Source organism: Frateuria sp. Soil773 (genome assembly GCF_001428405.1).
Classification (GTDB): Bacteria; Pseudomonadota; Gammaproteobacteria; order Xanthomonadales; family Rhodanobacteraceae; genus LMSL01.
The window spans coordinates 128351-150148 of record NZ_LMSL01000023.1 but is presented as its reverse complement, the minus strand read 5'-3'; the positions used below and the strand labels follow the sequence as shown (position 1 = coordinate 150148).

22 protein-coding genes and 1 pseudogene are annotated in these 21798 nt (G+C 70.3%); 14 read left to right on the top strand and 9 right to left on the bottom strand.

What is annotated here, in order from left to right; all coding sequences use genetic code 11:
• Window positions 1–58: 58 nt before the first annotated feature.
• The 6 genes from ASG87_RS09555 (at window position 59) to ASG87_RS09530 (ending at window position 5940) form a co-directional block, all read left to right on the top strand.
• Window positions 59–520 (top strand): SRPBCC family protein, encoded by a 462-nt coding sequence (locus ASG87_RS09555; protein WP_056004320.1) that lies wholly within the window; start codon window positions 59–61, stop codon window positions 518–520.
• Window positions 504–869, top strand: coding sequence for a metalloregulator ArsR/SmtB family transcription factor (locus ASG87_RS09550; RefSeq protein ID WP_056004317.1), 366 nt, complete (start codon window positions 504–506; stop codon window positions 867–869). Before ASG87_RS09555 ends, ASG87_RS09550 begins: the two co-directional genes overlap by 17 nt.
• Window positions 870–948: 79 nt before the next feature.
• Window positions 949–1413, top strand: coding sequence for a GNAT family N-acetyltransferase (locus ASG87_RS09545; protein WP_056004314.1), 465 nt, complete (start codon window positions 949–951; stop codon window positions 1411–1413).
• Between the two features lie 182 nt (window positions 1414–1595).
• The gene (locus tag ASG87_RS09540) at window positions 1596–2033 is read left to right on the top strand and encodes a nuclear transport factor 2 family protein (RefSeq protein WP_056004311.1); all 438 of its coding nucleotides are present in this window, start codon (window positions 1596–1598) and stop codon (window positions 2031–2033) included.
• A 319-nt stretch (window positions 2034–2352) separates the two neighbouring features.
• A complete protein-coding gene (locus tag ASG87_RS09535) occupies window positions 2353–3129 on the top strand; it encodes an iron-containing redox enzyme family protein (RefSeq protein WP_056004307.1) in 777 nt (258 codons plus the stop codon).
• A 126-nt stretch (window positions 3130–3255) separates the two neighbouring features.
• Complete coding sequence (locus ASG87_RS09530) at window positions 3256–5940, top strand: EAL domain-containing protein (RefSeq protein ID WP_326937892.1); 2685 nt, start codon at window positions 3256–3258, stop codon at window positions 5938–5940.
• 263 nt (window positions 5941–6203) lie between these two features.
• Here the strand turns inward: ASG87_RS09530 and msrA are convergent, their stop codons facing one another.
• Window positions 6204–6914, bottom strand: coding sequence for a peptide-methionine (S)-S-oxide reductase MsrA (msrA, locus tag ASG87_RS09525; RefSeq protein WP_056004304.1), 711 nt, complete (start codon window positions 6912–6914; stop codon window positions 6204–6206).
• Window positions 6915–7073: 159 nt separating this feature from the next.
• Here msrA and ASG87_RS09520 point away from each other — a divergent pair, with 159 nt between their 5' ends.
• Window positions 7074–7889: an arylamine N-acetyltransferase gene (locus ASG87_RS09520; RefSeq protein WP_056004302.1), complete on the top strand. Its 816-nt coding sequence runs from the start codon at window positions 7074–7076 to the stop codon at window positions 7887–7889.
• A 19-nt stretch (window positions 7890–7908) separates the two neighbouring features.
• A complete protein-coding gene (locus ASG87_RS09515; RefSeq protein WP_056004299.1) occupies window positions 7909–8265 on the top strand; it encodes a TfoX/Sxy family protein in 357 nt (118 codons plus the stop codon).
• A 10-nt stretch (window positions 8266–8275) separates the two neighbouring features.
• Here ASG87_RS09515 and ASG87_RS19335 read toward each other — a convergent pair whose 3' ends face one another.
• From ASG87_RS19335 to ASG87_RS09500, 4 genes and pseudogenes are all read right to left on the bottom strand, one after another.
• Complete coding sequence (locus ASG87_RS19335) at window positions 8276–8488, bottom strand: RNA-binding S4 domain-containing protein (RefSeq protein ID WP_268761807.1); 213 nt, start codon at window positions 8486–8488, stop codon at window positions 8276–8278.
• A gap of 117 nt (window positions 8489–8605) precedes the next feature.
• A pseudogene (locus ASG87_RS09510) lies at window positions 8606–8965 on the bottom strand (barstar family protein); the annotation flags it as partial.
• Window positions 8962–9363 carry a ribonuclease domain-containing protein gene (locus ASG87_RS09505; protein WP_056004296.1) on the bottom strand — a complete coding sequence of 134 codons (402 nt, stop codon included), beginning with the start codon at window positions 9361–9363 and terminating at the stop codon, window positions 8962–8964. The pseudogene ASG87_RS09510 and the gene ASG87_RS09505, both read right to left, overlap by 4 nt.
• A 94-nt stretch (window positions 9364–9457) precedes the next feature.
• Window positions 9458–10300: a DUF72 domain-containing protein gene (locus ASG87_RS09500; RefSeq protein ID WP_056004293.1), complete on the bottom strand. Its 843-nt coding sequence runs from the start codon at window positions 10298–10300 to the stop codon at window positions 9458–9460.
• Between the two features lie 133 nt (window positions 10301–10433).
• Here ASG87_RS09500 and ASG87_RS09495 point away from each other — a divergent pair, with 133 nt between their 5' ends.
• The 4 genes from ASG87_RS09495 to pncB all read left to right on the top strand — a co-directional run bounded on the left by ASG87_RS09495 (window position 10434) and on the right by pncB (window position 16446).
• Window positions 10434–11432, top strand: a complete 999-nt coding sequence (locus ASG87_RS09495) for a PD40 domain-containing protein (protein WP_056004290.1) — start codon at window positions 10434–10436, stop codon at window positions 11430–11432.
• 106 nt (window positions 11433–11538) lie between these two features.
• Window positions 11539–13215 (top strand): serine hydrolase, encoded by a 1677-nt coding sequence (locus ASG87_RS09490; protein WP_056004413.1) that lies wholly within the window; start codon window positions 11539–11541, stop codon window positions 13213–13215.
• Between the two features lie 87 nt (window positions 13216–13302).
• Window positions 13303–14928, top strand: coding sequence for an alpha/beta hydrolase-fold protein (locus ASG87_RS09485; RefSeq protein ID WP_056004287.1), 1626 nt, complete (start codon window positions 13303–13305; stop codon window positions 14926–14928).
• Between the two features lie 330 nt (window positions 14929–15258).
• Window positions 15259–16446, top strand: a complete 1188-nt coding sequence (pncB, locus tag ASG87_RS09480) for a nicotinate phosphoribosyltransferase (RefSeq protein WP_056004280.1) — start codon at window positions 15259–15261, stop codon at window positions 16444–16446.
• Between the two features lie 192 nt (window positions 16447–16638).
• Here pncB and ASG87_RS09475 read toward each other — a convergent pair whose 3' ends face one another.
• The 3 genes from ASG87_RS09475 to ASG87_RS09465 all read right to left on the bottom strand — a co-directional run bounded on the left by ASG87_RS09475 (window position 16639) and on the right by ASG87_RS09465 (window position 19198).
• The gene (locus ASG87_RS09475; protein WP_056004277.1) at window positions 16639–17442 is read right to left on the bottom strand and encodes a MetQ/NlpA family ABC transporter substrate-binding protein; all 804 of its coding nucleotides are present in this window, start codon (window positions 17440–17442) and stop codon (window positions 16639–16641) included.
• Between the two features lie 65 nt (window positions 17443–17507).
• On the bottom strand, window positions 17508–18191 hold the full coding sequence (locus ASG87_RS09470; RefSeq protein ID WP_056004274.1) for a methionine ABC transporter permease: 684 nt from the start codon (window positions 18189–18191) through the stop codon (window positions 17508–17510).
• Window positions 18188–19198: a methionine ABC transporter ATP-binding protein gene (locus tag ASG87_RS09465; RefSeq protein WP_056004270.1), complete on the bottom strand. Its 1011-nt coding sequence runs from the start codon at window positions 19196–19198 to the stop codon at window positions 18188–18190. The genes ASG87_RS09470 and ASG87_RS09465 overlap by 4 nt, the downstream gene beginning before the upstream one ends.
• Before the next feature lie 88 nt (window positions 19199–19286).
• On the opposite strand from ASG87_RS09465, the gene ASG87_RS09460 reads away from it, so the two are divergent.
• On the top strand, window positions 19287–19772 hold the full coding sequence (locus tag ASG87_RS09460; protein WP_056004267.1) for a glutathione peroxidase: 486 nt from the start codon (window positions 19287–19289) through the stop codon (window positions 19770–19772).
• 3 nt (window positions 19773–19775) lie between these two features.
• Here the strand turns inward: ASG87_RS09460 and ASG87_RS09455 are convergent, their stop codons facing one another.
• On the bottom strand, window positions 19776–21113 hold the full coding sequence (locus tag ASG87_RS09455) for an MATE family efflux transporter (RefSeq protein ID WP_056004264.1): 1338 nt from the start codon (window positions 21111–21113) through the stop codon (window positions 19776–19778).
• Between the two features lie 148 nt (window positions 21114–21261).
• Here ASG87_RS09455 and ASG87_RS09450 point away from each other — a divergent pair, with 148 nt between their 5' ends.
• Window positions 21262–21744, top strand: a complete 483-nt coding sequence (locus ASG87_RS09450; protein WP_056004261.1) for a peptidylprolyl isomerase — start codon at window positions 21262–21264, stop codon at window positions 21742–21744.
• Window positions 21745–21798 lie beyond the last annotated feature (54 nt).

Genomic DNA, 21798 nt, shown 5'->3' with positions numbered 1-21798 from the left:
TTTGGCGGGGCAAGCCTAACCTGCAACCAAAAGGTTGCTCACGAACACGAGGTTGCCCATGAACGCATCGACCGATCGCATCGAAAGAGACCTCCTGCTCGAGGCCCCACGCTCGAAAGTGTGGCGCGCGCTCGCCGACGCCGAGGCATTCGGCGACTGGTTCGGGGTGGCGCTCAAGGGCCAGCGCTTCGTGGCGGGGCAGCGTACGAAGGGCCACATCACCCATCCGGGCTACGAGCACCTGCTGTGGGACGTGCTGATCGAAAAGATCGAGCCGGAGCGGCGGCTGTCCTTCCGCTGGCACCCGTACGCGGTGGACCCCGCGGCCGACTACTCGCACGAACCCACCACGCTGGTGGAGTTCACGCTGGAAGAGGCGGCCGGCGGCACCTTGCTGCGCGTCGTCGAGTCGGGTTTCGATGCGATACCGCCGGCACGCCGCGAGGAGGCGTTCCGCATGAACAGCGGCGGCTGGGACGCGCAGATGAAGAACGTCGAAGCCTATGTCGCCAAGGCCTGAAGCCTCCGGGCGAAGTGCCGCGCGGGCCGCCCTGGCGCTGCGCAAGTCGGCGCCGGTGTTCGCCGCGCTGGGCGACGACACGCGCCTGCGCCTCGTCGCCCTGCTGTGCGCGGGCGGGGCCATGTCGATCGCCCAGCTCACCCTGGGCACGGACATCACGCGGCAGGCGGTGACCAAGCACCTGCACGTGCTGGCCGACGCCGGCCTGGTGCACGACGTGAGGCAAGGGCGCGAGCGCCTGTGGGCGTTCGCACCGGACCGGCTGGCCGAGGCCCGGCGCTCGCTCGATGCGATTGCCGCACAGTGGGACAGCGCGCTGCTCAGGCTGAAATCGACGGTGGAGCGCTGAGCGCAGCGGCGCGGCCGGCCGGGTGCTCGCAGGCCGGTCGCGCATTCGTTCCTTCAAGCGAAATTTCCGAGGCATCCGAGTGAGCGACCCCATCACGATCCGCCCCGTTCGCGGCGACGACTTCGCCGCCTGGAAACCGCTATGGGACGGCTACAACGCCTTCTACGGGCGCAGCGGCGAGACCGCCTTGCCGGAGGAAATCACCCGGACGACCTGGGCGCGCTTCCTCGATGCCGGCGAGCCGGTGCATGCGCTCGTCGCCGCCGATGCCGCCGGCGGCCTGCTCGGCCTGGCGCATTATCTTTTCCATCGCAGCACCATCCAGCCCGGTCCGAGCTGCTACCTGCAGGATCTTTTCACGGTGGAGGCGGCCCGGGGCCGGGGCGTCGGCCGTGCGCTGATCGAGGCGGTCTACGCGCGTGCGGGCGAGGCGGGCAGCAAGCGCGTGTACTGGCAGACCCACGAGACCAATGCCGCGGCCATGCGCCTCTACGACACGCTGGCCGAGAAGTCCGGCTTCCTCGTGTACCGCAAGTCGCTGTAAACCGCCCGGCGCGTCGGCGCGTAACCGCCGTGCCATATGGCCGGAGCACGGCCATGCGCGCCCGGGCATGGCGATTCGGCGAGGAGCTTTCGCAACCCGGCGCTGCGCCGCAGTCGCGGCGGCTGGCGCCGCCGGTCGGCCGGTGCGATGCTGCGCACCGGCCATTGCCATGGGGATCGTCCATGAAGCCCGGATTGCCGCTTGCCGTACTGCTGTTCGCCACGGGACTGGCGCATGCGCGCGATGCCGCGCAGGACCGGCGCGAGCTGCTGCGCGCCGAGGCCGTGCTCTGCCATGCCTTCGAGGTCGGCGATGCCGCGACCCTGGGCAAGGGCCTGACGCGGGATTTCACCCTGACCGATTCGAGGGGCCAGGTGACCGATCGCGCGCAGAACCTCGACGAGGTGGCGAAGCGCGAGCCGTCCTACGAGATGTTCCGCAACCACGGGCAGCAGGTCCGCCTGTACGGCGACGCGGCGATCATCACCGGGATCACCTCGATCAAGGGGCATGCCGGCGGCGCCGCGTTCACCGGCGATTTCCAGTACACCGACACCTGGGTCCGCCGCGACGGGCACTGGGTGCTCGCCGCCAGCCACGCGAGCCGGCTGGCGAAATAGCCCGGCCTGGAGCGGAGCCGCCGTTCCGCCCGGTTCCCGAGCCGCGTGCCGTCTGCCGTAGGCAGGCGTCGTTGCCGTTTCCCGGCCTCATGCCGGGCCGATCCGCCGGGCTGCCTGCCGGCATGGCCGGCCCGGCGAAGCCGCGGGCTCGCACTTCCTTGCACAAACCTCATGCCGCCGGGCTCCCCGGCGGCCGGCGGGCCGTCTCCGCCTATCCATCGGCTCCGGCGCGTGCCCACTATGGGCTCCCGGTGCCGTCCTGGCGCCGGGGCCGCCGCCTTTCGGGCGGCGGTCACGGAGTCAATCTCAGGAGACAGACATGAACAACCGTTTCGAACTCACCGGCCCGTTGACCGAGCTTTCCAGCTACCCGCAGTGGGCGCAGGACATGGTGGGCGCATGCGAAGGCAGCAAGCAGGAGGTGCTGCGGCACGAGCTGTGGGCGCTGATGTGCGAGGCGCGGCTCAGCCTGGCCTCGACCCGCAATTTCATGGTGGGCATCTGGCCGGTGATCGAGCGCTTCCCGGGCTACATGGCGCACAGCCTGCTGAAGACGCAGTACGGTCGCAGCCCGGGCGACAATCTCGCGCGGCGCTGGCTAGTGCGCAACATCCGGGTCGAGCAGAACCACGCCGACCATTGGCTGAAATGGGCCGAAGGGGCGGGAGTGCCGCGCGAGGAAGTGCTGCGCGGCAGCGCCCCGATGGGCAGCCAGGCGCTGGCGCAATGGTGCGAGGAGATCAGCAGCCGCGGCTCGCTGGCGGCCAGCATCGCCGCCACCAACTACGCGGTGGAAGGCGCGACCGGGGAATGGTCGCAACTGGTCTACGACAGCCCGACCTACGCGCAGAGCCTGCCCGCGGAAACCCGCACCCAGAGCCTGCGCTGGCTTCAGCTGCATGCGGCGTACGACGATACCCATCCGTGGGAGGCGCTGGAGATCGTCTGCACCCTGGTGGGGAATTCGCCCGCGGTCGACGAGGTGGAGCATCTGGCGGAGTGCATCCGGCGCAGCTATACAGGCATGCGCGTGCTGGCGGATCGCTGCGTGGGGGAGCCGCGCGGCCTCGGTTTGGCGGAGATCGCCGCCGCCTGACACGTACCCCTGTCGCCCAAGGTAGGCCTGTGGAATCATCGCTGTGCCACTATGGAACCGGATGGCTTGATGCCTAGTGTCGGGGCTACCTTGCAAAGACCGCTTTCACGGCGACTGGTGCCGCTGGTGTATGCCCTGGCAGCCGTCATCGGGCTGACCCTGGCGCTCACCTGGGGAGCTCTCCAGATCCAGGTCGCTCTCGCCGGTTTCCTCAACGGCGAGAGCGTCTGGTCCAAGGCGCAGAAGCAGGCGGTGATCGACCTGGACGCCTATGCGGCCGACGGCCGGGCCGGCGACCTCGACAATTTCAGGCGCAACTATGCCGTGCTCGGCGCGGACCGCTGGGTCCGCGACGTGACCGCCAGCGGGCATTACGACTATGCCCAGGTGGCGGCGGTGCTGAGCCACGGCAACACCATCCCGGCGGCGATCCGCGGGGTAATCTTCATCCTGCACCATTTCCCGGACGCGCCCTACGTGGGCGACGCCCTGCGTGCCTGGCGCTCCACCGACGCGGCGATCGCCGAGCTGGGCACGATCGCCGGGGAGCTGCAGCGCGCCTACGCGGGCGGCGCCGTCAGCGGCGCGGAGGTCGCCCGCCAACGCGCGCGCATCCATGCGCTGAACAGCTACATCGAGCCGCGCGCGAAGCTGTTCTCGCAGGCGATCGCGCTCGGCGCCACCTGGATGGGCTGGGTGCTGTTCGCCTGCGTCTCGGTGGCGGCCTGCCTCGCTTCGCTGGTGTGGCTGCTGCTGGCGCGGCGCATCCTGGCCCGCATCCGCGGCACCGAGGAACGCTACCAACTGCTGTTCGACAGCGCCGCCGACGCCATCGTGATGATCGACGAGGGCAGCGAGCGCATCCTCGACGCGAACCGCGCGGCCGCCCAACTGACCGGGAGCGGGGCGGCCGCGCTGATCGGCGAATCGTTCAGCCACCTGCTGGGCATGTCGCCGAAGCAGGAGGGGCCGGGCGTCCTGCGCGACGTGCGCGGCCGGCAGCGCGCGGTGGAAACGCAGAGCAGCCTGGTCCACTGGGGCGACCGCGTGGTGCGCCAGGCGATCATCCGCGACGTCACCGAGCGGATGCAACTGGAGCAGGAGCGGCGCATCGGCGCGGAGGCGCTGGCCAGCATCGCCGAGGGCGTGATCATCGCCGATGCGGGACGCCGGGTGGTCTCGGCCAACGCCGCGCACAACGCGATCACCGGCTTCGACGGCGACGGCCTGCGCGGCCGGCGCATCGACGAGACCCGCTGCCTGCCGGACGGTTCGAGCCTGCCGGCGTCGCTGTGGCAGATCGTCGCCGCGGGCGGCAACTGGCAGGGCGAGGTGAGGAGTTGCCGCCGCGACGGCACCAGCTACCCGGAGCGGCTGAGCATCAGCGCGCTGCGCGACGAGCAGGGGCGGGTGCAGCACTACGTCGCCGTGATCACCGACATCAGCACGACCAAGGCGAACCAGCAGCGGCTCGAATACCTTGCCGCCCACGATCCGCTGACCGGCCTGGTCAACCGCGTGGAATTCGAGCGCAGTTGCGCCCGGGCGATCGCCGCGGCGGCGCGCGACCGCAGCGCGCTGGCCGTGCTGTTCGTCGATCTGGACGCCTTCAAGGTGGTCAACGACAGCTACAGCCATGCGATCGGCGACCTGCTGCTGAGCGAGGTGGCCGAGCGCATCCGGCGGCTGGTGGAAGGGCGCGGGCTGGTCGGCCGCATCGGCGGCGACGAGTTCACCGTGCTGCTCGGCGGGCTCGAATCGCGCGAGCAGGCCGGCCTGCTGGCCCGGCAACTGCTCACCGTGCTGTCCGAGCCGCTGCCGGTGGGCGACTACGAGATCGTGCTCAGCGCCAGCATCGGCATCGCCGGCTATCCGCTGGACGGCGGCAACCCGACGGCGCTGATCGCCAATGCCGACGCGGCGATGTACCTGGCCAAGACCGAGGAGCGCAACGCGTTCCGCTTCTACACGCCGATGATGCAGGCCGATGCGCGCAAGCGCCTCGCGCTGGTGACCGAGCTGCGCCAGGCGCTGGCGCGCGACGAGTTCCGGCTGGTGTTCCAGCCGAGCGTGGAGCTGCGCAGCGGGCGCATCCTCGCGGTGGAGGCGCTGCTGCGCTGGCAGCACCCGCAGCGCGGCGAGATCCACCCGGCGGAGTTCATCCCGATGGCGGAAAAGCTCGGCCTGATCCGGCACATCGACGAATGGGTGCTGCGCACCGCCTGCGCGCAGATGAGGCGCTGGGACGCCGTAGGCCTGCCGTCGATCCGGATGGCGATAAACGTCTCGGCCACTTCCTACGGCTACCCGTCCTTCGTCAACGACATCCGGCAGGCGCTGGAGGCGATGCAGCTGGCGCCGCAGCGGCTGCTGCTGGAAGTCACCGAGAGCGCGATCCTGCGCCTGGGCGAGGACACCGAGAAGACCATGAACGCCCTGCACGCGCTCGGCGTGGGCGTGGCGATCGACGACTTCGGCACCGGCTATTCCTCGATGGCCTACCTGAAGCTGCCGGCGATCGCCTACCTGAAGATCGACCAGTCCTTCGTCGCCGGCCTGCCGGACAACGCCAACGATGCGGCGATCGTCGAGGCGATGCTGGCGCTGTCCAAGAGCCTGGGCCTGTGTCCGATCGCCGAGGGCATCGAGACTACCGCCCAGCATGAGTTCCTGCTGCGCGCCGGCTGCGTGGAAGGGCAGGGTTACCTGTATTCGCGGCCGATGCCGCCGGAGGATGTCGTGCGCCTGCTGCGCCCGCAACTGCGCCCCGGTCCGGCCAAGCTCCAACTGGTGCCGCCGAGCAAGAGCTGAGGCCGGGTTGTTGGCGGGGCCTGGGCGAAGGCCGGTTCTGCCCGTCATCCCCAGCGCGTGACGAAGGTGCTTTTCAACAGCCGATGGGTAGGTCGCTCGGCGTTTCCGACTCGTTGGACATGGAGGCACTGGATTCCTGCGAAAGCAGGAATCCAGCGACTTTTCCTTTACCCCAAAACCTAGAGCTTGACCGGCCCTTCGGCCTTCGAGAGCCGCCGGGATGGCGCCCCGCAGGGAATACCTGGGAGCCTTTGAACAGGCTCTTAGCGCAACCGCACCTGCACCACCGATTCCTGCGGCCGGTAGAGATCGGGGAACAACTGCTTCAGGCGCGCCACCTTCGGCGCGTCGTTGATGGCGATGTAGGGGTTGTCCGGATGCTCGCTGGCATAGTCCTGGTGATAGGCCTCGGCCATGTAGAACGCCTTCAGCGGCACCAGTTGGGTCACCACCGGGGCGGGGTAGACGTGGGCGGCGCCGAGCTGGGCGATGTACGCGCCGGCGACCTGCCGCTGCAGCGGGTTGCCGTAGAAGATCGCCGAACGGTACTGCGTGCCGCGGTCCGGCCCCTGCCGGTTGAGCTGGGTCGGATCGTGCGCCACCGAGAAGAACACCTTGAGCAGTTGCCCGTAGCTGACCTGGCGCGGGTCGTACAGCACCTTCACCGATTCGGCGTGGCCGGTGTCGCCCTCGCTGACCCGCTCGTAGTTCGCGGTGTCCGCGCTGCCGCCGGCATAGCCGGACCAGGCCCGGCGCACGCCCTTGACGTGGTCGAACACGGCTTCCACGCCCCAGAAGCAGCCGCCGGCAAAGACCGCCACCTGCTCCCCGGGCGCGGCGGGTGCCGGGTCCAGGGCCGGGTCCGGCAGCGCCACGGCGTCGTTCGCGGCCGAGGCGGCGGTACAGGCGCCCAGCCCGGCCAGCGCGGCGAGCAAGACGGCGCGGGACAGGCGCCGGAATCGATGGAAGGCCATGGCGGATCTCCGAAGGTCGGGGGGACGCAAGGACATTCGCCGCCCGACGGCGCGAGGTTACGCCCGGACCGGTCGCCAGGCATCCGGCGGGCAGGGCCGGGTCCGCTGCCAGTCTCCGGTGCGGTGGTAGATTGGGCACTCCCCCTGTCCGGCTTGCGCATGTCCCACACCATCGACCTGGATGCCTACCTGCGGCGCGTCGGCCACGCGCGGCCGGTGGCCGCCGACCTCGCCACCCTGAGGTCGCTGGCGACCGCGCACGTGGCGGCGATCGCCTTCGAGAACCTCGACCCGCTGCTGCGCGTGCCGGTGTGGCTGGACCCGGCCGCGCTGGAGCGCAAGCTGGTGCACGCTGGCCGCGGCGGCTATTGCTTCGAGCAGAACCTGCTGTTCGCCGAGGCATTGCGCCTCGTCGGCTTCCAGGTGTCCGGGCTGATCGCCCGCGTGCTGTGGAACCGCCCCGAGGACGCGATCACCGCACAGACGCACATGCTGCTGCGGATCGAGCTGGAAGGGCAGAGCTGGCTGGCCGACGTCGGCTTCGGCAGCATGACGCTGGCGGGCGCGCTGCGGCTGGAGCCCGGCGTCGCGCAGGCGACGCAACTGGAGCCGTTCCGGCTGATGCCGGTCGACGGCGGCGACTGGGCCATGCAGGCGCAGGTGCGCGGCCAGTGGCTCACGCTGTACCGGTTCGACCTGCAACCGCGCCACACGGTGGATTACGTGGTGGGCAACCACTACGTGTCGACCTATCCGGAGTCGCATTTCCTGGCGGACCTGATCGTGGCGCGCACCGCGCACGACCGCCGGCTGACCCTGCGCAACCGCGAATTCACCGTGCGCCGGCCGGAGGCGGAGCCGTTGCGGCGCGTGCTCGGCGACGTCGCCGAGATCCGCCAGGTGCTGGAGACCGAGTTCCTGCTGCGCCTGCCACCCGGCGACGCGCTGGACCGGCGGCTGGCCGCGCTCGGCTGACCCGGCCCGCGCCGGCGCCATGAACGGCTTCGTCGACCACCTGCGCGACCTGTTCGGCCTGCTCGGGCCGATCCGGGCGCGGTCGATGTTCGGTGGCCACGGGCTGTATCACGACGGGCGGATGATCGCGCTGGCGATGGGCGAGGGCGTCTACCTGAAGACCGACGAGGAGACCCGGCCCGCGTTCGCCGCCGCCGGCTGCCGGCCGTTCGAATATGCCGGCAAGGCGCTCAGCTACTGGTCGGTGCCGGCGGCCGCGATGGACGATCCGCAGGCCATGCTGCCGTGGGCGCGGCTGGCGCATGCCGCCGCGCTTCGCAAGGCGCGCACGCCGCGCCGGCGGCCGCGCGGCGACCGGCCGCCGGGCCGGCGCTGAACGCTCGGCGTCAGCCGGCGGCCCGCACCTGGATCACCACGCCATCGACCTCAACGCGGTCGCCCGCGTGGATCTTGCAGGTCTTGCGCAGCTCCTGCCGGCCGTTCACCGCGACCGCGCCGCTGGCGACCATCGCCTTGCCGGCGCCGCCGCTGTCGCACAGTCCCATCAGCTTCAGCAACTGGTTGAGTTCGACGTGGTCGCGGTCGAGGTGGAACACCAGCGGCTGCGCGGCCGGCCCGGCCGCGGCGGCTGGCGTCGCGTCGTCGTCTTCTTCCGCGAACGCATCGGCGGGCAGGGCGAGGAAGGCGAAGAACGGCACGTCTTCGTCGCTCCAACTGGCCGCGGCCTCGTCGAGGATGTCCAGCAGGGTGCTGAATTCTTCCTCGTCGGCGTCCTGCAGGTCGTCGGCGTGCTCGAACTGCAGCAGGTAGCCGGGAGCGTCCAGCCAGGCGAGGTCGCGCAGGCTGTCGGCCAGCGCGTCCCAGTTGCGCCCGAAATCCTCCGGCAGGCGCAGCGCGACGGCGAGCCGGTCGAGCAGTTCGCGCTTGTCGTGGCAGCCGTGCAGGCTGAGCCGGGCCAGCGCCAGACCGGCCTTGCGGGCGGATTCGGCCAGCGGCGGCAGGTCGTCGGCGGTGACGAAGAACACGCCGTTGCCGCCGGCGTCGGTGGGGTCGATCTGGAAAGGCGTGTGGTTCATCGGGCGGCCTGGAAGCGGCGGAAGCTGCGGTAGTGGTCGTCGGTGTAGTAGTACACCTCGGGAGGGTCGCCGCCGGCGATGATGCGGCGCGCGCCGCGATAGCCGAGGCCGGGCGTCTCCACCGTGTATTCGCGGTAGTAGCCGCGCGGCATGGCCGGCAGCATGCCTTCGCGGTTGCCGAACACGCTGCCGTCCTGGCGATGCTCGAAGGGACCGCCGCGGGCGATCCGGGCCAGCGTGTCGCGCGCTTCCGGCGGCAGGAAGGCGGGCAGGGCGGCGGACGCGGCCTCGGCCTGGCTGGCCTGCGGCGCGGCGGCCTGCGGCGGTGCCGGCCGGTGCCAGAACCAGGCGGCGGCGAGCAGCACCAGCAGGATGGCGAGCGATTTCAGTGAACGCATGGAGGCGGCCGGAGGCGGGCGAGGCGCCGAGTGTAGAGCCTTGGAGCGACCCTGGTAGGCGGGCGGGATGCGGCAGGCCGTTCGGCTGGCCGCGTCAGGCGGCGTCCACGCGCTGCTGCAGGGCCATCGCCGCGGCCGGGTTGCGCTCCTTCGCGCTGCTGATGAAGAACACGAACACGTCGCGCCGCTCCGCGGCGGACGGGCCGGCGACGTGCGGCAGGTCCGCCGGATCGCCGCCCTGCGCCCACTCACGCGCCCGATGCGCCCACTCGTCGAGCGCGGCCGGCGCGTAGCCGGTGGCGATGCCGGACTGGCTGCGCATCAGCCGCGCATAGACGAAGCCGCCGGTGAGGTCGGCCAGCGAGGGGTGGACGTCGGAGTCGGTGAACACGGTCGCCACGGCCCGCGCGCGGGCCAGGGACACATAGGCCTCGCACAGGAAACCCGGGTGGCGCACCTCCAGCACGTGCCGCAGCGGCCGTCCGGCCAGTTCGCGCGGCAGGCGGTCGAGGAAGGCGGCCAGGTCGTCGGCGTCGAACGTGCGCGACGGCGGCAGTTGCCACAGGATCGGCCCCAGCCGCGCGCCGAATTCCTCCAGGCCGCCGCGGACGAAGCCATCGATGCCGCGCCCGGCGTCGGCCAGCCGCTTGCCCTCGGTGACGTAGCGCGGCGCCTTCAGCGAGAACACGAAGCCGTCCGGCGTTTCGGCCGCCCACTTCGCATAGGTCGCCGGCTTCTGCGCGCCGTAGTAGGTGCCGTTGATCTCGATCGCGCGCAACTGGCGGCTGGCGTATTCCAGCTCGCGCCGCTGCACCAGTCCGTCGGGGTAGAAGTTCCTGCGCCACGGCGCGTAGTTCCAGCCGCCGATGCCGACGCGGATCGGCGAGGCTGGCGAAGTGCCGGCGAACAGGTCGCCATGCGGGGCGGGAGCGGTCATGGGGAAATCGTGGGCAAGGCGGCATCGCATCTTGCCACGCCGGTGCGCGCGGGCGCATGACTTCCAGCACGCGCCGCGTCGCGGGCGCCGGCGTATCCAGTCGTTTCCCCGATCCCCCACCAGGATGACGTCCATGAAGCATGCCGGCGACATGTTGCTTGCGGTGGCGCTCGCCTGCGGCATGGCCGCTGGCAGTCGCGCCGCCACGGTTGCGGCGGCGGTGCCGGAGGTGTTCGCCCCGGGCGCGATCTCCGGTCCGGCGAGCGAGGACTCGGCGGCGTTCACGCCGGACGGCAACACCGTGTTCTTCGACCGTATCCGCTGGCCGAACGCGGCGATCCTGGTCTCGCACAAGGGCGCCGGCGGATGGTCGGCGCCGCGGATCGCGCCGTTCTCCGGGCAATGGCTCGACCACGATCCGGCGATGGCGCCCGACGGTTCCTTCCTGGTCTTCAGCTCGAACCGGCCGGACGCCGGGGGCGGCAGGCCGCTGGACGCCGTGATGGCCAACGGCAAGGTGCAGCCGGGTTCCGGCGGCCACCTGTGGCGGGTCGACCGCCGCGGCGACGGCTGGGGCGTGCCGGTGCGCCTGCCGGATACCGTGAACGCCAGCACGCGCACCTACGCGCCGAGCGTCGCCGCCGACGGCAGCGTGTATTTCCAGCGCCCCGATCCGGCCAACGGCGATTTCCGCCTGTACCGCTCGCAGTACCGCGACGGCCATTACCTCGAGGCGGTGGCCGTCGGCCTGGGCTCGCCGGATTCGCACGAGCTCGACCCGGCGGTCGCGCCGGACGAGTCGTTCATCGTGTTCGACGCGAACTACGCCGGCAAGGACGCGCCCGACCGGCTGTACATCGCGTTCCGCGAAGGCAGCCGCTGGGGCGCGCCCATCGACCTGGGCGACCGGGTCAACATCGGCAACCCGTGGGGCTCGCACCTGGGGCCGGACCATCGCACGCTCTACTTCAGCAGCGTCCGGGGAGTGAAGGTGTCCTATCCGCGTACCCCCGCGCAGGCCGGGCAGGACATCGCGCGCATGCAGGCGTGGGACAACGGCAACGACAACCTCTGGTCGGTCTCGCTGGCGCCCTGGCTGGACGCGCACCGCGCGGCGGCACGCGCCGGCTAGCCTGCCGCAGGCCGGTGGCCGCGGCGCCGCGCGGATGACTTGCGGGGCTGGCATCCGCGGCGGTTTGCCGGGATAGTTCATGGCTTTGAAACAGCCGGAGCCGACGATGTCCCTGCGAGCCTTCTCCCCGCGCGTGGCGGGTTGCTGTGCCCTGTTCGTGTTCGCCGCCAGCGCATGGGCGCAGACGCCGGCGACGGCGAAGCCGTCCGACCTGCCGGTCGCCACGCACGACGGCGCGCGTCCGCTGCTGCCGGCGCAGTTGCAGGATTTCGGCGCCTACGTGGACAGCGCGCGCAAGGCCTTCGACGTGCCGGGCATCGCGGTGGCGATCGTCAAGGACGGCCAGGTGGTGATGGAGCAGGGCTTCGGCCTGCGCGAGATGGGCAAGCCGGACAAGGTGGACGCGCGCACGCTGTTCGCGATCGCCTCCAACACCAAGGCGTTCACCGCGGCCGCCCTGCAGCAACTGGCCGAGGCCGGCAAGCTGAAGATGGACGACCGGGTGATCGACCACCTGCCGTGGTTCCGCATGTCCGACGCCTACGTGACGCACGAGATGCGCATCAGCGACCTGCTCGCGCACCGCAGCGGCCTGTCACTCGGCGCGGGCGACCTGCTGTACTGGCCGCCGACCTCGTACACCACCAAAGAGGTGGTCGAGCGCCTGGCGAAGGTGCCGATCAAGAACGGCTTCCGCAGCGGCTACGCCTACGACAACATCCTGTTCGCCGTGGCGACGCTGGTGATCGAGCAGGCCTCCGGGCAGAGCTTCGCCGACTACCTGCGCGAGCACATCTTCAAGCCGGTCGGCATGGACGAATCGCTGGTCGACATGACCTACCTCAAGCCCGGCATGGACGTGGCCACCGGCCATGCCAAGGCCGACTTCAAGGACCTGAAGCCGGTGCCGCCGATGGCCTGGCTCAACGACCCCGGCGCGGGCGGCATCTACGCCAGCGTGCACGACCTTGCGAAGTGGATGAACGTGCAACTGGCCGGCGGCGCGCTGCCCGCCACGGGCGCCGACGGCAAGCCGGCGCGGCTGTTCTCCGAGGAGAGCCAGCACGAGATGTGGAGCGTGCTCACCCCGATCAGGATCGGCAAGCCGCCGATCCCCGAGCTGGCGCCACTGGTGCCGAACTTCTCCGGCTACGGCGAGAGCTGGTTCCTGTCCGACTACCGCGGCAGGAAGCTGGTGTGGCACACCGGCGGCTGGCCGGGCATGGTCTCGCGGCTGACCCTGGTGCCGGAGCTGAAGCTCGGCGTGGTGGTGCTGACCAACGCCGAGTCCGGCGCGGCCTTCAATGCGGTCACCTACCGCGCGCTCGACGCCTACCTCAACCCGGACCAGAAGACCGACTGGGTCGCCGCCTACGCCAAGGCGGTGAAGCTGTCCGAGTCGAAGGCCGACGACAGCTTCGCCAGGCACGAGGCCGCGCGCGACAAGAACGGCAAGCCGTCGCTGGCGCTGGCGAAGTACGCCGGCACCTACCGCGACCCGTGGTACGGCGACGTCGTAGTCAGCCAGGAGAACGGCAAGCTGCGCCTGCGCTTCAGCAAGACCCGGCAACTGGTCGGCACGATGACGCCCTGGCAGCACGACACCTTCACCGTGCGCTGGGACGACCGCACGCTCAACGCCGATGCCTTCGTGAGCTTCGCGCTGGACGAGGACGGCCACGTCCGCGAGGCGCGGATGCAGCCGATCTCGCCGCTGACCGACTTCAGCTTCGACTTCCAGGACCTGCGCCTGGCGCCGGTGAAGGCGGACAAGCCGGAGTGACCGCCCGGCCGTGAATCCCTTGCCGGCGCGGGCGATGGCCGCCCGCGACGGCACTCCATGGCGGGAACTTGTTAAGGAGTCTTTCCCATGCGTGATCGTCGTTTCGTTGTCGTGCTGCTGTGTTCGTCGCTGCTGGCCGGTGCGGCCTGGGCCGGCCCAGCCGCGCCGGCCGCCCACCGTCAGTTCCGCGTCGAACTCGGCGGCGCGTCGGCCCAGCCGGTGTCCGGCCGCCTGCTGCTGTTCGCCACCGAGGCCCGGGCGGCCGAGGCGGCTGCGAAGGGCGGCAAGGTGGAGGAGGTCGACGCCAACCCGTTCCGCGCCACGCAGACCGCCGTGGCGGCGCGCGAGGTGAGCCGCCTGGCGCCACGCGAAGGCGTGGACATCGACACCGACGGGCTGGCCTTCCCTACCGGCTATTCGCAACTGCCGCCGGGCGACTACCTGGTGCAGGCGGTGCTCGACGTGGACCACAGCTACAACTACACCGGCCGTGGCGCGGGCGACCTGGTCAGCGCGGTGGTGAAGCTGCACCTGCCGGCGGCGGGCACGCCGACGCTGACCCTGGACAAGGCGCTGCCGGCGCGCGACCCGTGGAAGGCGTCCGCCTCGGCGCCGGAGGGCATGCAGGCGGCGCTGGACGAGGCGCGCAGGCATGCCGAACCGATCGACTTCGCCAGCCCGTCGCTGTCGGCGTTCTGGGGCCGGCCGATCGCCATGCGCGGCCGCGTGCTGCTGCCGCCCGGCTACGACGCCGGCGCGGCGGTGCGCTATCCCACCGTCTATTACACGCAGGGTTTCGGCGGCAACAACGACCGTGTCACCGGCGTGCTGGCGAACGTCTACGCGGCGATGGCCAAGGGCGAGATGCCGCCGATGATCTGGGTGTTCCTCGACGAATCCAGCCCCACCGGCACGCACGAGTTCGCCGACTCGGTGAACAACGGCCCCTGGGGGCATGCGCTCACCGAGGAGCTGATCCCGCAACTGGAAGCGAAGTACCGGATGGATGCCCGCCCGCAGGGGCGCTTCCTCAACGGCCATTCGTCCGGCGGCTGGGCCACGCTGTGGCTGCAGACGCGCTATCCGAAGCTGTTCGGCGGCACCTGGTCCACCGCGCCGGACCCCAGCGACTTCCACGACTTCACCGGCGTGGACCTCTACGCGCCGGACGCCAACGCCTACCGCCGGCCGGACGGCACGGCCATTCCGCTGGTGCGCGACCACGGCAAGGTGCTGGGCACCTTCGAGCAGTTCGCCCGGCTGGAGCGGGTGCTGGGCGACTATGGCGGCCAGCTCGCCTCGTTCGAATGGGTGTTCTCGCCGCGCGGGAAGGACGGCCGGCCGCAGCCGATGTTCGACCGCGACACCGGCGCGGTCGATCCGGCGGTGGTCGCCTACTGGCGCGACCACTACGACATCGCGCACCGGGTGAAGACGAACTGGGCCGCGCTGAAGCCGGACCTGGACGGCAAGATCCACCTGATCGTCGGCACCGCCGATACGTTCTACCTCGACGGCGCCGCGCACCGGTTCAAGGCCGTGCTGGACGGACTGCACGCGAAGGCGGATTTCCGCTTCCTGCCGGACCGCACGCATGGCGACCTGTACGTGCAGGGCAAGGACCGCCAGGGCCTGCTCAAGCAGATCAGTTGGGAGATGTACGCTCTCGCGCGGCCCGGATCGAAGCTGAAGCCGCCGAAGGCGGCGCCCTGAACCGGCAAGGCCGGGTGCGACGGTTGCCTGGCTGGCGGGAAGCTGAACCGATCCGCCGGCACCCTTGAACTTGTCGCGCGCCGGCCGCACTAAGTCCGCGTATCGCCGTGACGGCGACAGGAAGCGGGGCAGTCCATCGCACCGCTGGGGGGTCGGCCCCTCTCACTCCCCAACTTATGACGCGCCGACCTGACGGACCCCGACAGCTACTCCCCTGGCTGTCGGGGTTTTTTGTGCCGGGGCCCGATGCGCTCGCCATGCCGTGCCCGGCGCGCCGATAATCGGGTTCCCCGCCGCGCAACCCCGCGCAGCTCCCCCACCGGGCGCACGATGATCATTTCCTCCCTGCTCGACACCGACCTCTACAAGTTCTCGATGATGCAGGTGGTGCTGCACCAGTACCCGGCCGCGCAGGTCGAGTACCGCTTCAAGTGCCGCAACCCGGGCATCGACCTGGTGCCGTGCATCGACGAGATCCGCGCCGAGCTGGAGGCGCTGTGCTCGCTGCGCTTCACCCCGGCCGAGCTGGACTACCTGCGCGGCTGGCGCTTCATCAAGAGCGACTTCGTCGATTTCCTGGGGCTGTTCCAGCTCAACGCCAAGTACGTGGAGATCGCGCCGGCGGCGAGCGGCAACGGCGAGATCGAGATCCGCATCCGCGGGCCGTGGCTGCATACGATCCTGTTCGAGGTGCCGCTGCTGGCGATCGTCAACGAGGTGTACTTCCGCCGTACCAGCGCGGGCCTGGACCTGGCCGAGGGACGCCGCCGGCTGCGCGCGAAGATCGCCCTGCTGCGCGACGCCCCGGGCTACGAGGACTGCAAGGTCGCCGACTACGGCACCCGCCGCCGCTATTCGCGCGAATGGCACGCCGAGGTGGCGACGATCCTGCGCGACGAGCTTGGCGGCCAGTTGGCCGGCACCAGCAACGTATGGCTGGCCTGGAAGCTGGGCCTGACCCCGCTGGGCACGCTGGCGCACGAATACCTGCAGGCGCACCAGGCGCTCGGTCCGCGCCTGCGCGATTCGCAGGTGGCGGCGCTGGAGGCGTGGGCGAAGGAATACCGCGGCGACCTCGGCATCGCGCTGTCGGACGTGTACGGCCTGGACGCCTTCCTGCGCGATTTCGACATGTACTTCTGCAAGCTGTTCGACGGCACCCGCCACGATTCGGGCGACCCGTTCGTCTGGGGCGACCGCGTGCTGGCGCACTACCAGGCCAACCGGGTCGACCCGAGCGGCAAGGTGCTGGTGTTCAGCGACGGCCTGGACATCCCCAAGGTGATGGAGCTGTACGCGCATTTCCGCGGCCGCTGCAGGCTCGCCTTCGGCGTGGGCACCAACCTCACCAACGATGTCGGCCCCACGCCGCTGAACATCGTGATCAAGATGGTCCGCTGCAACGACCAGCCGGTCGCCAAGCTCAGCGACTCGCCGGGCAAGAACATGTGCGAGGACGCGGCCTACGTCGCCTACCTGCGGCAGGTGTTCGGGATTCCGGCGTCACAGGGAGCTTGACTTGCCCGGCTCCCCTGAACGGGAGCGGCCGGAAAGGGCTTGAGGGCCGGCGATCAGCCCGCCGCGCACCTCTCCCCAGATTCTTCTCCGCAGGCGGGGAAGGGCGTGAGCCTACGAAGAAAGGCCGGGGCTCTGGAAACCGGGCTCCCCTGCCCGCAGACGGCGGTGCGCTGGCGAAAGGCCCGGGCGAAGTCAGAACGCAGGCAGCACCGCGCCCTGGTACTTCTGCTCGATGAATGCCTTCACCTCGGGGCTGGTCAGCGCCTTGGCGAGCTTCTGCACGCGCGGGTCGTCCTTGTTGTCCTCGCGGCTGACCAGGTAGTTCACGTAGGGCGAGTCCTTGCTCTCGATCAGCAGGGCGTCCTTCTGCGGGTTGAGCCCGGCGGCGAGCGCGTAGTTGGTGTTGATCAGCGCCAGGTCCACCTCGTCCAGCGTGCGCGGCAGCATCGCCGCCTCCAGTTCCTTGAACTTGAGCTGCTTCGGGTTGGCGGTGATGTCCTTCAGCGTGGACAGCTCGTTGTTCGGGTCCTTCAGCGTGATCAGCCCATGTTTCGCCAGCAGGAGCAGGGCGCGGCTGTTGTTGCTCGGGTCGTTCGGCAGGGTCACCGTGGCGCCGTCGGGAAGCTGGTCGATGCTCTTGAGCTTGCGCGAATAGGCGCCGAACGGCTCGATGTGCACGCCGGTGACGATCGCCAGCCGGGTGCCGCGCTGGCGGTTGAATGCGTCCAGATAAGGCTTGGTCTGGAAGTAGTTGACGTCGATGGTCTTCTCGGCCACCTGCAGGTTCGGCTGCACGTAGTCGGCGAACACCTTGATCTGCAGGTCCACGCCTTCCTTCGCCAGCAGCGGCTTGACCTGCTTGAGGATCTCGGCGTGCGGCACCGCGGTGGCGGCCACGGTCAGCGTGTCCTCCTTGGCCGGGTCGCCGCCCGACGACGAGCAGGCGAGCAGGAACAGGGCGGAGAGGGCGACGATGGCGGCAAGCAGCAGTTTCATGGGATCGGCCTTTGTGCGTTGCACAACAGAATAGCCGTCCATACCGCCACGGGCAAATAACCAGATCAGCGGCGGTTATAACGGGAGACGATGCGGTCGCCGAGCATCTGCAGCAGTTGCACCAGCACCACCAGCAGCACCACCGTCACCAGCATGTAGTCGGACTGGTAGCTGAGGTAGCCGTAGCGGTAGGCCAGGTCGCCCAGGCCGCCGGCGCCGATCGCGCCGCCCATCGCGGTATAGCCGACCAGGGCGATGGCGGTGACCGTGGTGCTGGCGATCAACCCGCCGCGCGCCTCCGGCAGGAGCACGTGGCGCACGATCTGCCACACGCTGGCGCCCATCGCCTGGCTGGCCTCGATCACGCCCTGCTGCACCTCGCGCAGCGAGGTCTCCACCAGCCGCGCGAAGAACGGCGCCGCGCCGATCACCAGCGGCGGGATCGCGCCGCGGATGCCCAGCTTGGTGCCCACCAGGGCGTAGGTGACCGGCATCAGCACGATCATCAGGATGATGAAGGGGATCGAGCGCAGCACGTTCACCAGCAGCGACAGCACGCCGTACAGCTTCGGCATCTCGCGCAGCTGGCCCTTGCCGGTGAGGTAGAGCAGCACACCCAGCGGCAGGCCGATCACTACGGTGAGCGCCAGCGAGCCGCCGAGCATCAGCAGCGTATCGACGCAGGCGCGGCCGATCTCGGCCCAGTCGTCGATGTGCGGGAACAGGGTCTGCAGGACGGGGGCGCTCATGCGGCGATCTCCTCGATCTCGATGCCGGCGGCACGCAGCGCGGCCAGCGCCCGGTCCACGCCGGCGCCCTCCATCGCCAGGGTGAGCTGGCCGTAGGGCAACGCCTTGATGCGGTCGATGCGGCCGGCGAGGATGTTGAAGTCCACCCCGGTCTCGCGCATCACCCGGCTCAGCGTCGGCGTCCAGGTGGCCTCGCCGCGGAACGACAGGCGCAGGATGCGGCCCGGCACGCGGGCGAACGGCGCCTGCTCGGTGGCGGCCTCTTCCGGCAGCGCCTCGTTGACGAAGCGCCGGGTGGTCGGGTGCTGCGGGTGCAGGAACACGTCGGCCACCGCGCCGCTCTCTACGATTATCCCGGCATCCAGCACGGCGACGCGGTCGCAGACGCGCCGCACCACGTCCATCTCGTGGGTGATCAGCACGATGGTGAGCTTCAGCTCGCGGTTGATCTCGGCCAGCAGGTCGAGCACCGAGGCGGTGGTCTGCGGGTCCAGCGCGCTGGTCGCTTCGTCGCAGAGCAGGATCGAGGGCCGGTTCGCCAGCGCGCGGGCGATGCCCACGCGCTGCTTCTGGCCGCCGGAGAGCTGCGACGGGTATTTGTCCGCATGCGCGGCGAGGCCGACCCGCGCCAGCAGCTCGTCGACCCGCGCGCGGATCGTCCCGGCATCGCGCTCGCCGGCCAGGCGCAGCGGGAACGCGACGTTGTCCGCCACGGTCTGCGAGGCGAGCAGGTTGAAGTGCTGGAAGATCATGCCGATGCGCCGTCGCTGCACGCGCAGCGCGGGCTCGTCCAGCGTGGTCATCTCCACGCCGTCGATCGCGATGCGCCCGCCGCTGGGTCGCTCGAGCAGGTTGATCAGCCGGATCAGGGTCGACTTGCCCGCGCCGGAATGGCCGATGATGCCGAACACCTCGCCGCTTTCGATGGCAAGGTCGAACGGCTGCAGGGCGGGAATGTCGCGGCCGTCCACGCGGTAGGACTTGTGCACATCGGAGAAGCGGATCACGGCAGTCCTTGGGGCAAGCACCGGGCAGGGCATTCTATGTCATGCGCAAGCGCGTAGACTCGGGGGAACCACAGGCCGGGAGCATGGCATGACCAGCGTCTACGATTTCAGCGCACGGGACATCGACGGCAACGAGCGCAAGCTCGACGAATGGCGCGGCAAGACCCTGCTGATCGTCAACGTTGCCTCCAAGTGCGGCTTCACCCCGCAGTACGAGGGGCTGGAGACGCTGTGGCAGCAGCAGCGCGACCGCGGCCTGGTGGTGCTGGGTTTCCCCTGCGACCAGTTCGGCCACCAGGAGCCGGGCGACGAGGCGCAGATCAAGTCCTTCTGCTCGACCCAGTACGACGTGACCTTCCCGATGTTCGCCAAGATCGAGGTCAACGGCGACGGCGCGCATCCGCTGTACCAGTGGCTGAAGCACGAGGGCAAGGGCATCCTCGGCAGCGAGGCGGTCAAGTGGAACTTCACCAAGTTCCTGGTCGGCCCCGACGGGCAGGTGGTGCGGCGCTATGCGCCGACCGACACCCCGGCGAAGATCGCCAAGGACCTGCAGCAGGAACTGGCGGGCTGAGGCTCAGCCCGCCCATGCCCGGCGGCGGCCCAGGCGCAGGGCGAACCAGCCCAGGCTCAGCCCGCGCGCCAGCATGAACAGCAGGAACGCCAGCCACAGGCCGTCGTTGCCCAGGCCGCGGCCGAGCCAGGCGAACAGTGCGAACAGCGCCACCGACAGCAGCATCCCGTCGCGCATCTCGCGCCCCCGGGTGGCGCCGATGAACAGGCCGTCGAGCAGGTAGCTCCATACCGCCACCAGCGGCAGTGCGGCCAGCCAGGGCAGGTAGCGGTAGGCCAGCGCGCGCACCTGCGGCAGGTCGGTCTGCAGGTCGACGAACAAGTGCCCGGCCACCGCGAAGAACAGCGCGTAGCCCAGGCTGGCCAGCAGCGACCAGCCGCCGGCGACCACCAGCGCGCGGCGCAGCGCCAGCGGATCGCGGGCGCCGATGGCGTGGCCGCTGAGCGCCTCCACCGCGTTGGCCAGGCCGTCCAGCCCGAACGCCGTGAGCATGAGGCCGTTCAGCAGCAGGGCATTGGCGGCGACGGTGGCGTCGCCCAGCCGCGTGCCGACGACCGACAGCGAGAAGAACACTCCTTCCAGCGCCAGCGTGCGCACGAAGATGTCGCGGTTGACCGCGAGCAGCGGCCGCCAGTGTGGCCAGCCGCGCATCGCCGCCCAGTCGATCCGGCCGGCCGTCCCGCGCAGCGCGGCGCGGGCGCGCCACAGGCCGAACAGCGCGCCGCACCATTCGCCGCCCGCCGAGGCCAGCGCGATGCCCGGCACGCCCAGGCGCAGGCCGAGCACGAACCACAGGTTCAGGGCGATGTTGACCAGGTTGGTGACCAGCAGCAGGGCCAGCGTCACGCGGGCGTTCTGCGCGCCGATGAACCAGCCGGCCAGCGCGTAGTTGAGCAGCGCCGCCGGCAGGCCAAACAGGCGCAGGTGCAGGTAGTCCACGCCGAGCGAGCCGAGCGCCGCGGAGGGACGCATCTGTGCGATCAGCCAAGGCAGCAGCGGCAGCATCAGCGCCACCGCCGCCAGCGCGAACAGCACGGCCAGCGCCAGCGCCTGGACCAGCACCGTGCGCAGCGCCGAGCCGTCGCCCGCGCCCGCGGCCTGCGCGGCGAAGCCGGTGGTGCCCATGCGCAGGAAGCCCATGCTCCACACCGGCAGGGCGTAGACGGCGCTGCCGACCACCACCGCACCCAGCTCGTGCGTCTGCGGCAGGTGGCCGGCCACCGCGCTGTCCACCAGCGCGACCAGCGGCACGCTGAGGTTGGACAGGATCATCGGCGTGGCCAGCCCCCACACCCGGCGATGGGTGGGGCGATGGCGCCAGTCGTCCAGCAAGGGCTTCATCGGCGGGCGGTTTCGGCAAAGCGGCGATTGTCACACGGCCGGGGCGCGGCGGAGCGCGGGGCGGAGCCGCCGGGGCGGGCTGCTATGCTTGGAACTTCGTGCCGGCATTCCGATCGGCGTTTTCCCACCCCCCATTGGCGAGAAAATCATGCAGATTGCCGAGCATTCCGTGGTTTCGTTCCATTACACGCTGACCGACGACCAGGGCCAGGTCGTGGACAGCTCCGAAGGGCGCGAGCCGCTCACCTACCTGCACGGTAGCGGCCAGATCGTGCCGGGCCTTGAAAAGGTCATGGCCGGCCGCCAGGCCGGCGACCAGTTCAAGGTCGACGTGGCGCCGGAGGAAGGCTACGGCGTGCGCCACGACGAGCTGGTGCAGGAAGTGCCGCGCGAGGCGTTCCAGGGCGTGCAGGACATCCAGCCGGGCATGCAGTTCCAGGGCAGCGGCCCGCAGGGCACGATCAACGTCACCGTGACCAAGGTCGATGGCGACCAGGTCTTCATCGACGGCAACCATCCGCTGGCCGGCCAGACCCTGCACTTCGCCATCGAGGTCGCCGACGTGCGCGAATCGACGGCCGAGGAGCGCGAGCACGGCCACGTGCACGGCCCGGGCGGCCACCACCACTGAGCCGAATAGCCGGATCGGGGCCGCGCCGCGGCAGGACGCCATCGGGGAGCGGGG

Coding starts and splice junctions, on each gene's coding strand:
- ASG87_RS09450 (WP_056004261.1), top strand. CDS start 21,262: ATGCAGATTGCCGAGCATTCCGTGGTTTCGTTCCATTACACGCTGACC.
- ASG87_RS09500 (WP_056004293.1), bottom strand. CDS start 10,300: ATGACCGCTCCCGCCCCGCATGGCGACCTGTTCGCCGGCACTTCGCCA.
- pncB (WP_056004280.1), top strand. CDS start 15,259: ATGATCATTTCCTCCCTGCTCGACACCGACCTCTACAAGTTCTCGATG.
- ASG87_RS09470 (WP_056004274.1), bottom strand. CDS start 18,191: ATGAGCGCCCCCGTCCTGCAGACCCTGTTCCCGCACATCGACGACTGG.
- ASG87_RS09495 (WP_056004290.1), top strand. CDS start 10,434: ATGAAGCATGCCGGCGACATGTTGCTTGCGGTGGCGCTCGCCTGCGGC.
- ASG87_RS09550 (WP_056004317.1), top strand. CDS start 504: ATGTCGCCAAGGCCTGAAGCCTCCGGGCGAAGTGCCGCGCGGGCCGCC.
- msrA (WP_056004304.1), bottom strand. CDS start 6,914: ATGGCCTTCCATCGATTCCGGCGCCTGTCCCGCGCCGTCTTGCTCGCC.
- ASG87_RS09455 (WP_056004264.1), bottom strand. CDS start 21,113: ATGAAGCCCTTGCTGGACGACTGGCGCCATCGCCCCACCCATCGCCGG.
- ASG87_RS09555 (WP_056004320.1), top strand. CDS start 59: ATGAACGCATCGACCGATCGCATCGAAAGAGACCTCCTGCTCGAGGCC.
- ASG87_RS09460 (WP_056004267.1), top strand. CDS start 19,287: ATGACCAGCGTCTACGATTTCAGCGCACGGGACATCGACGGCAACGAG.
- ASG87_RS09490 (WP_056004413.1), top strand. CDS start 11,539: ATGTCCCTGCGAGCCTTCTCCCCGCGCGTGGCGGGTTGCTGTGCCCTG.
- ASG87_RS09515 (WP_056004299.1), top strand. CDS start 7,909: ATGAACGGCTTCGTCGACCACCTGCGCGACCTGTTCGGCCTGCTCGGG.
- ASG87_RS09485 (WP_056004287.1), top strand. CDS start 13,303: ATGCGTGATCGTCGTTTCGTTGTCGTGCTGCTGTGTTCGTCGCTGCTG.
- ASG87_RS09475 (WP_056004277.1), bottom strand. CDS start 17,442: ATGAAACTGCTGCTTGCCGCCATCGTCGCCCTCTCCGCCCTGTTCCTG.
- ASG87_RS09535 (WP_056004307.1), top strand. CDS start 2,353: ATGAACAACCGTTTCGAACTCACCGGCCCGTTGACCGAGCTTTCCAGC.
- ASG87_RS09540 (WP_056004311.1), top strand. CDS start 1,596: ATGAAGCCCGGATTGCCGCTTGCCGTACTGCTGTTCGCCACGGGACTG.
- ASG87_RS09505 (WP_056004296.1), bottom strand. CDS start 9,363: ATGCGTTCACTGAAATCGCTCGCCATCCTGCTGGTGCTGCTCGCCGCC.
- ASG87_RS09520 (WP_056004302.1), top strand. CDS start 7,074: ATGTCCCACACCATCGACCTGGATGCCTACCTGCGGCGCGTCGGCCAC.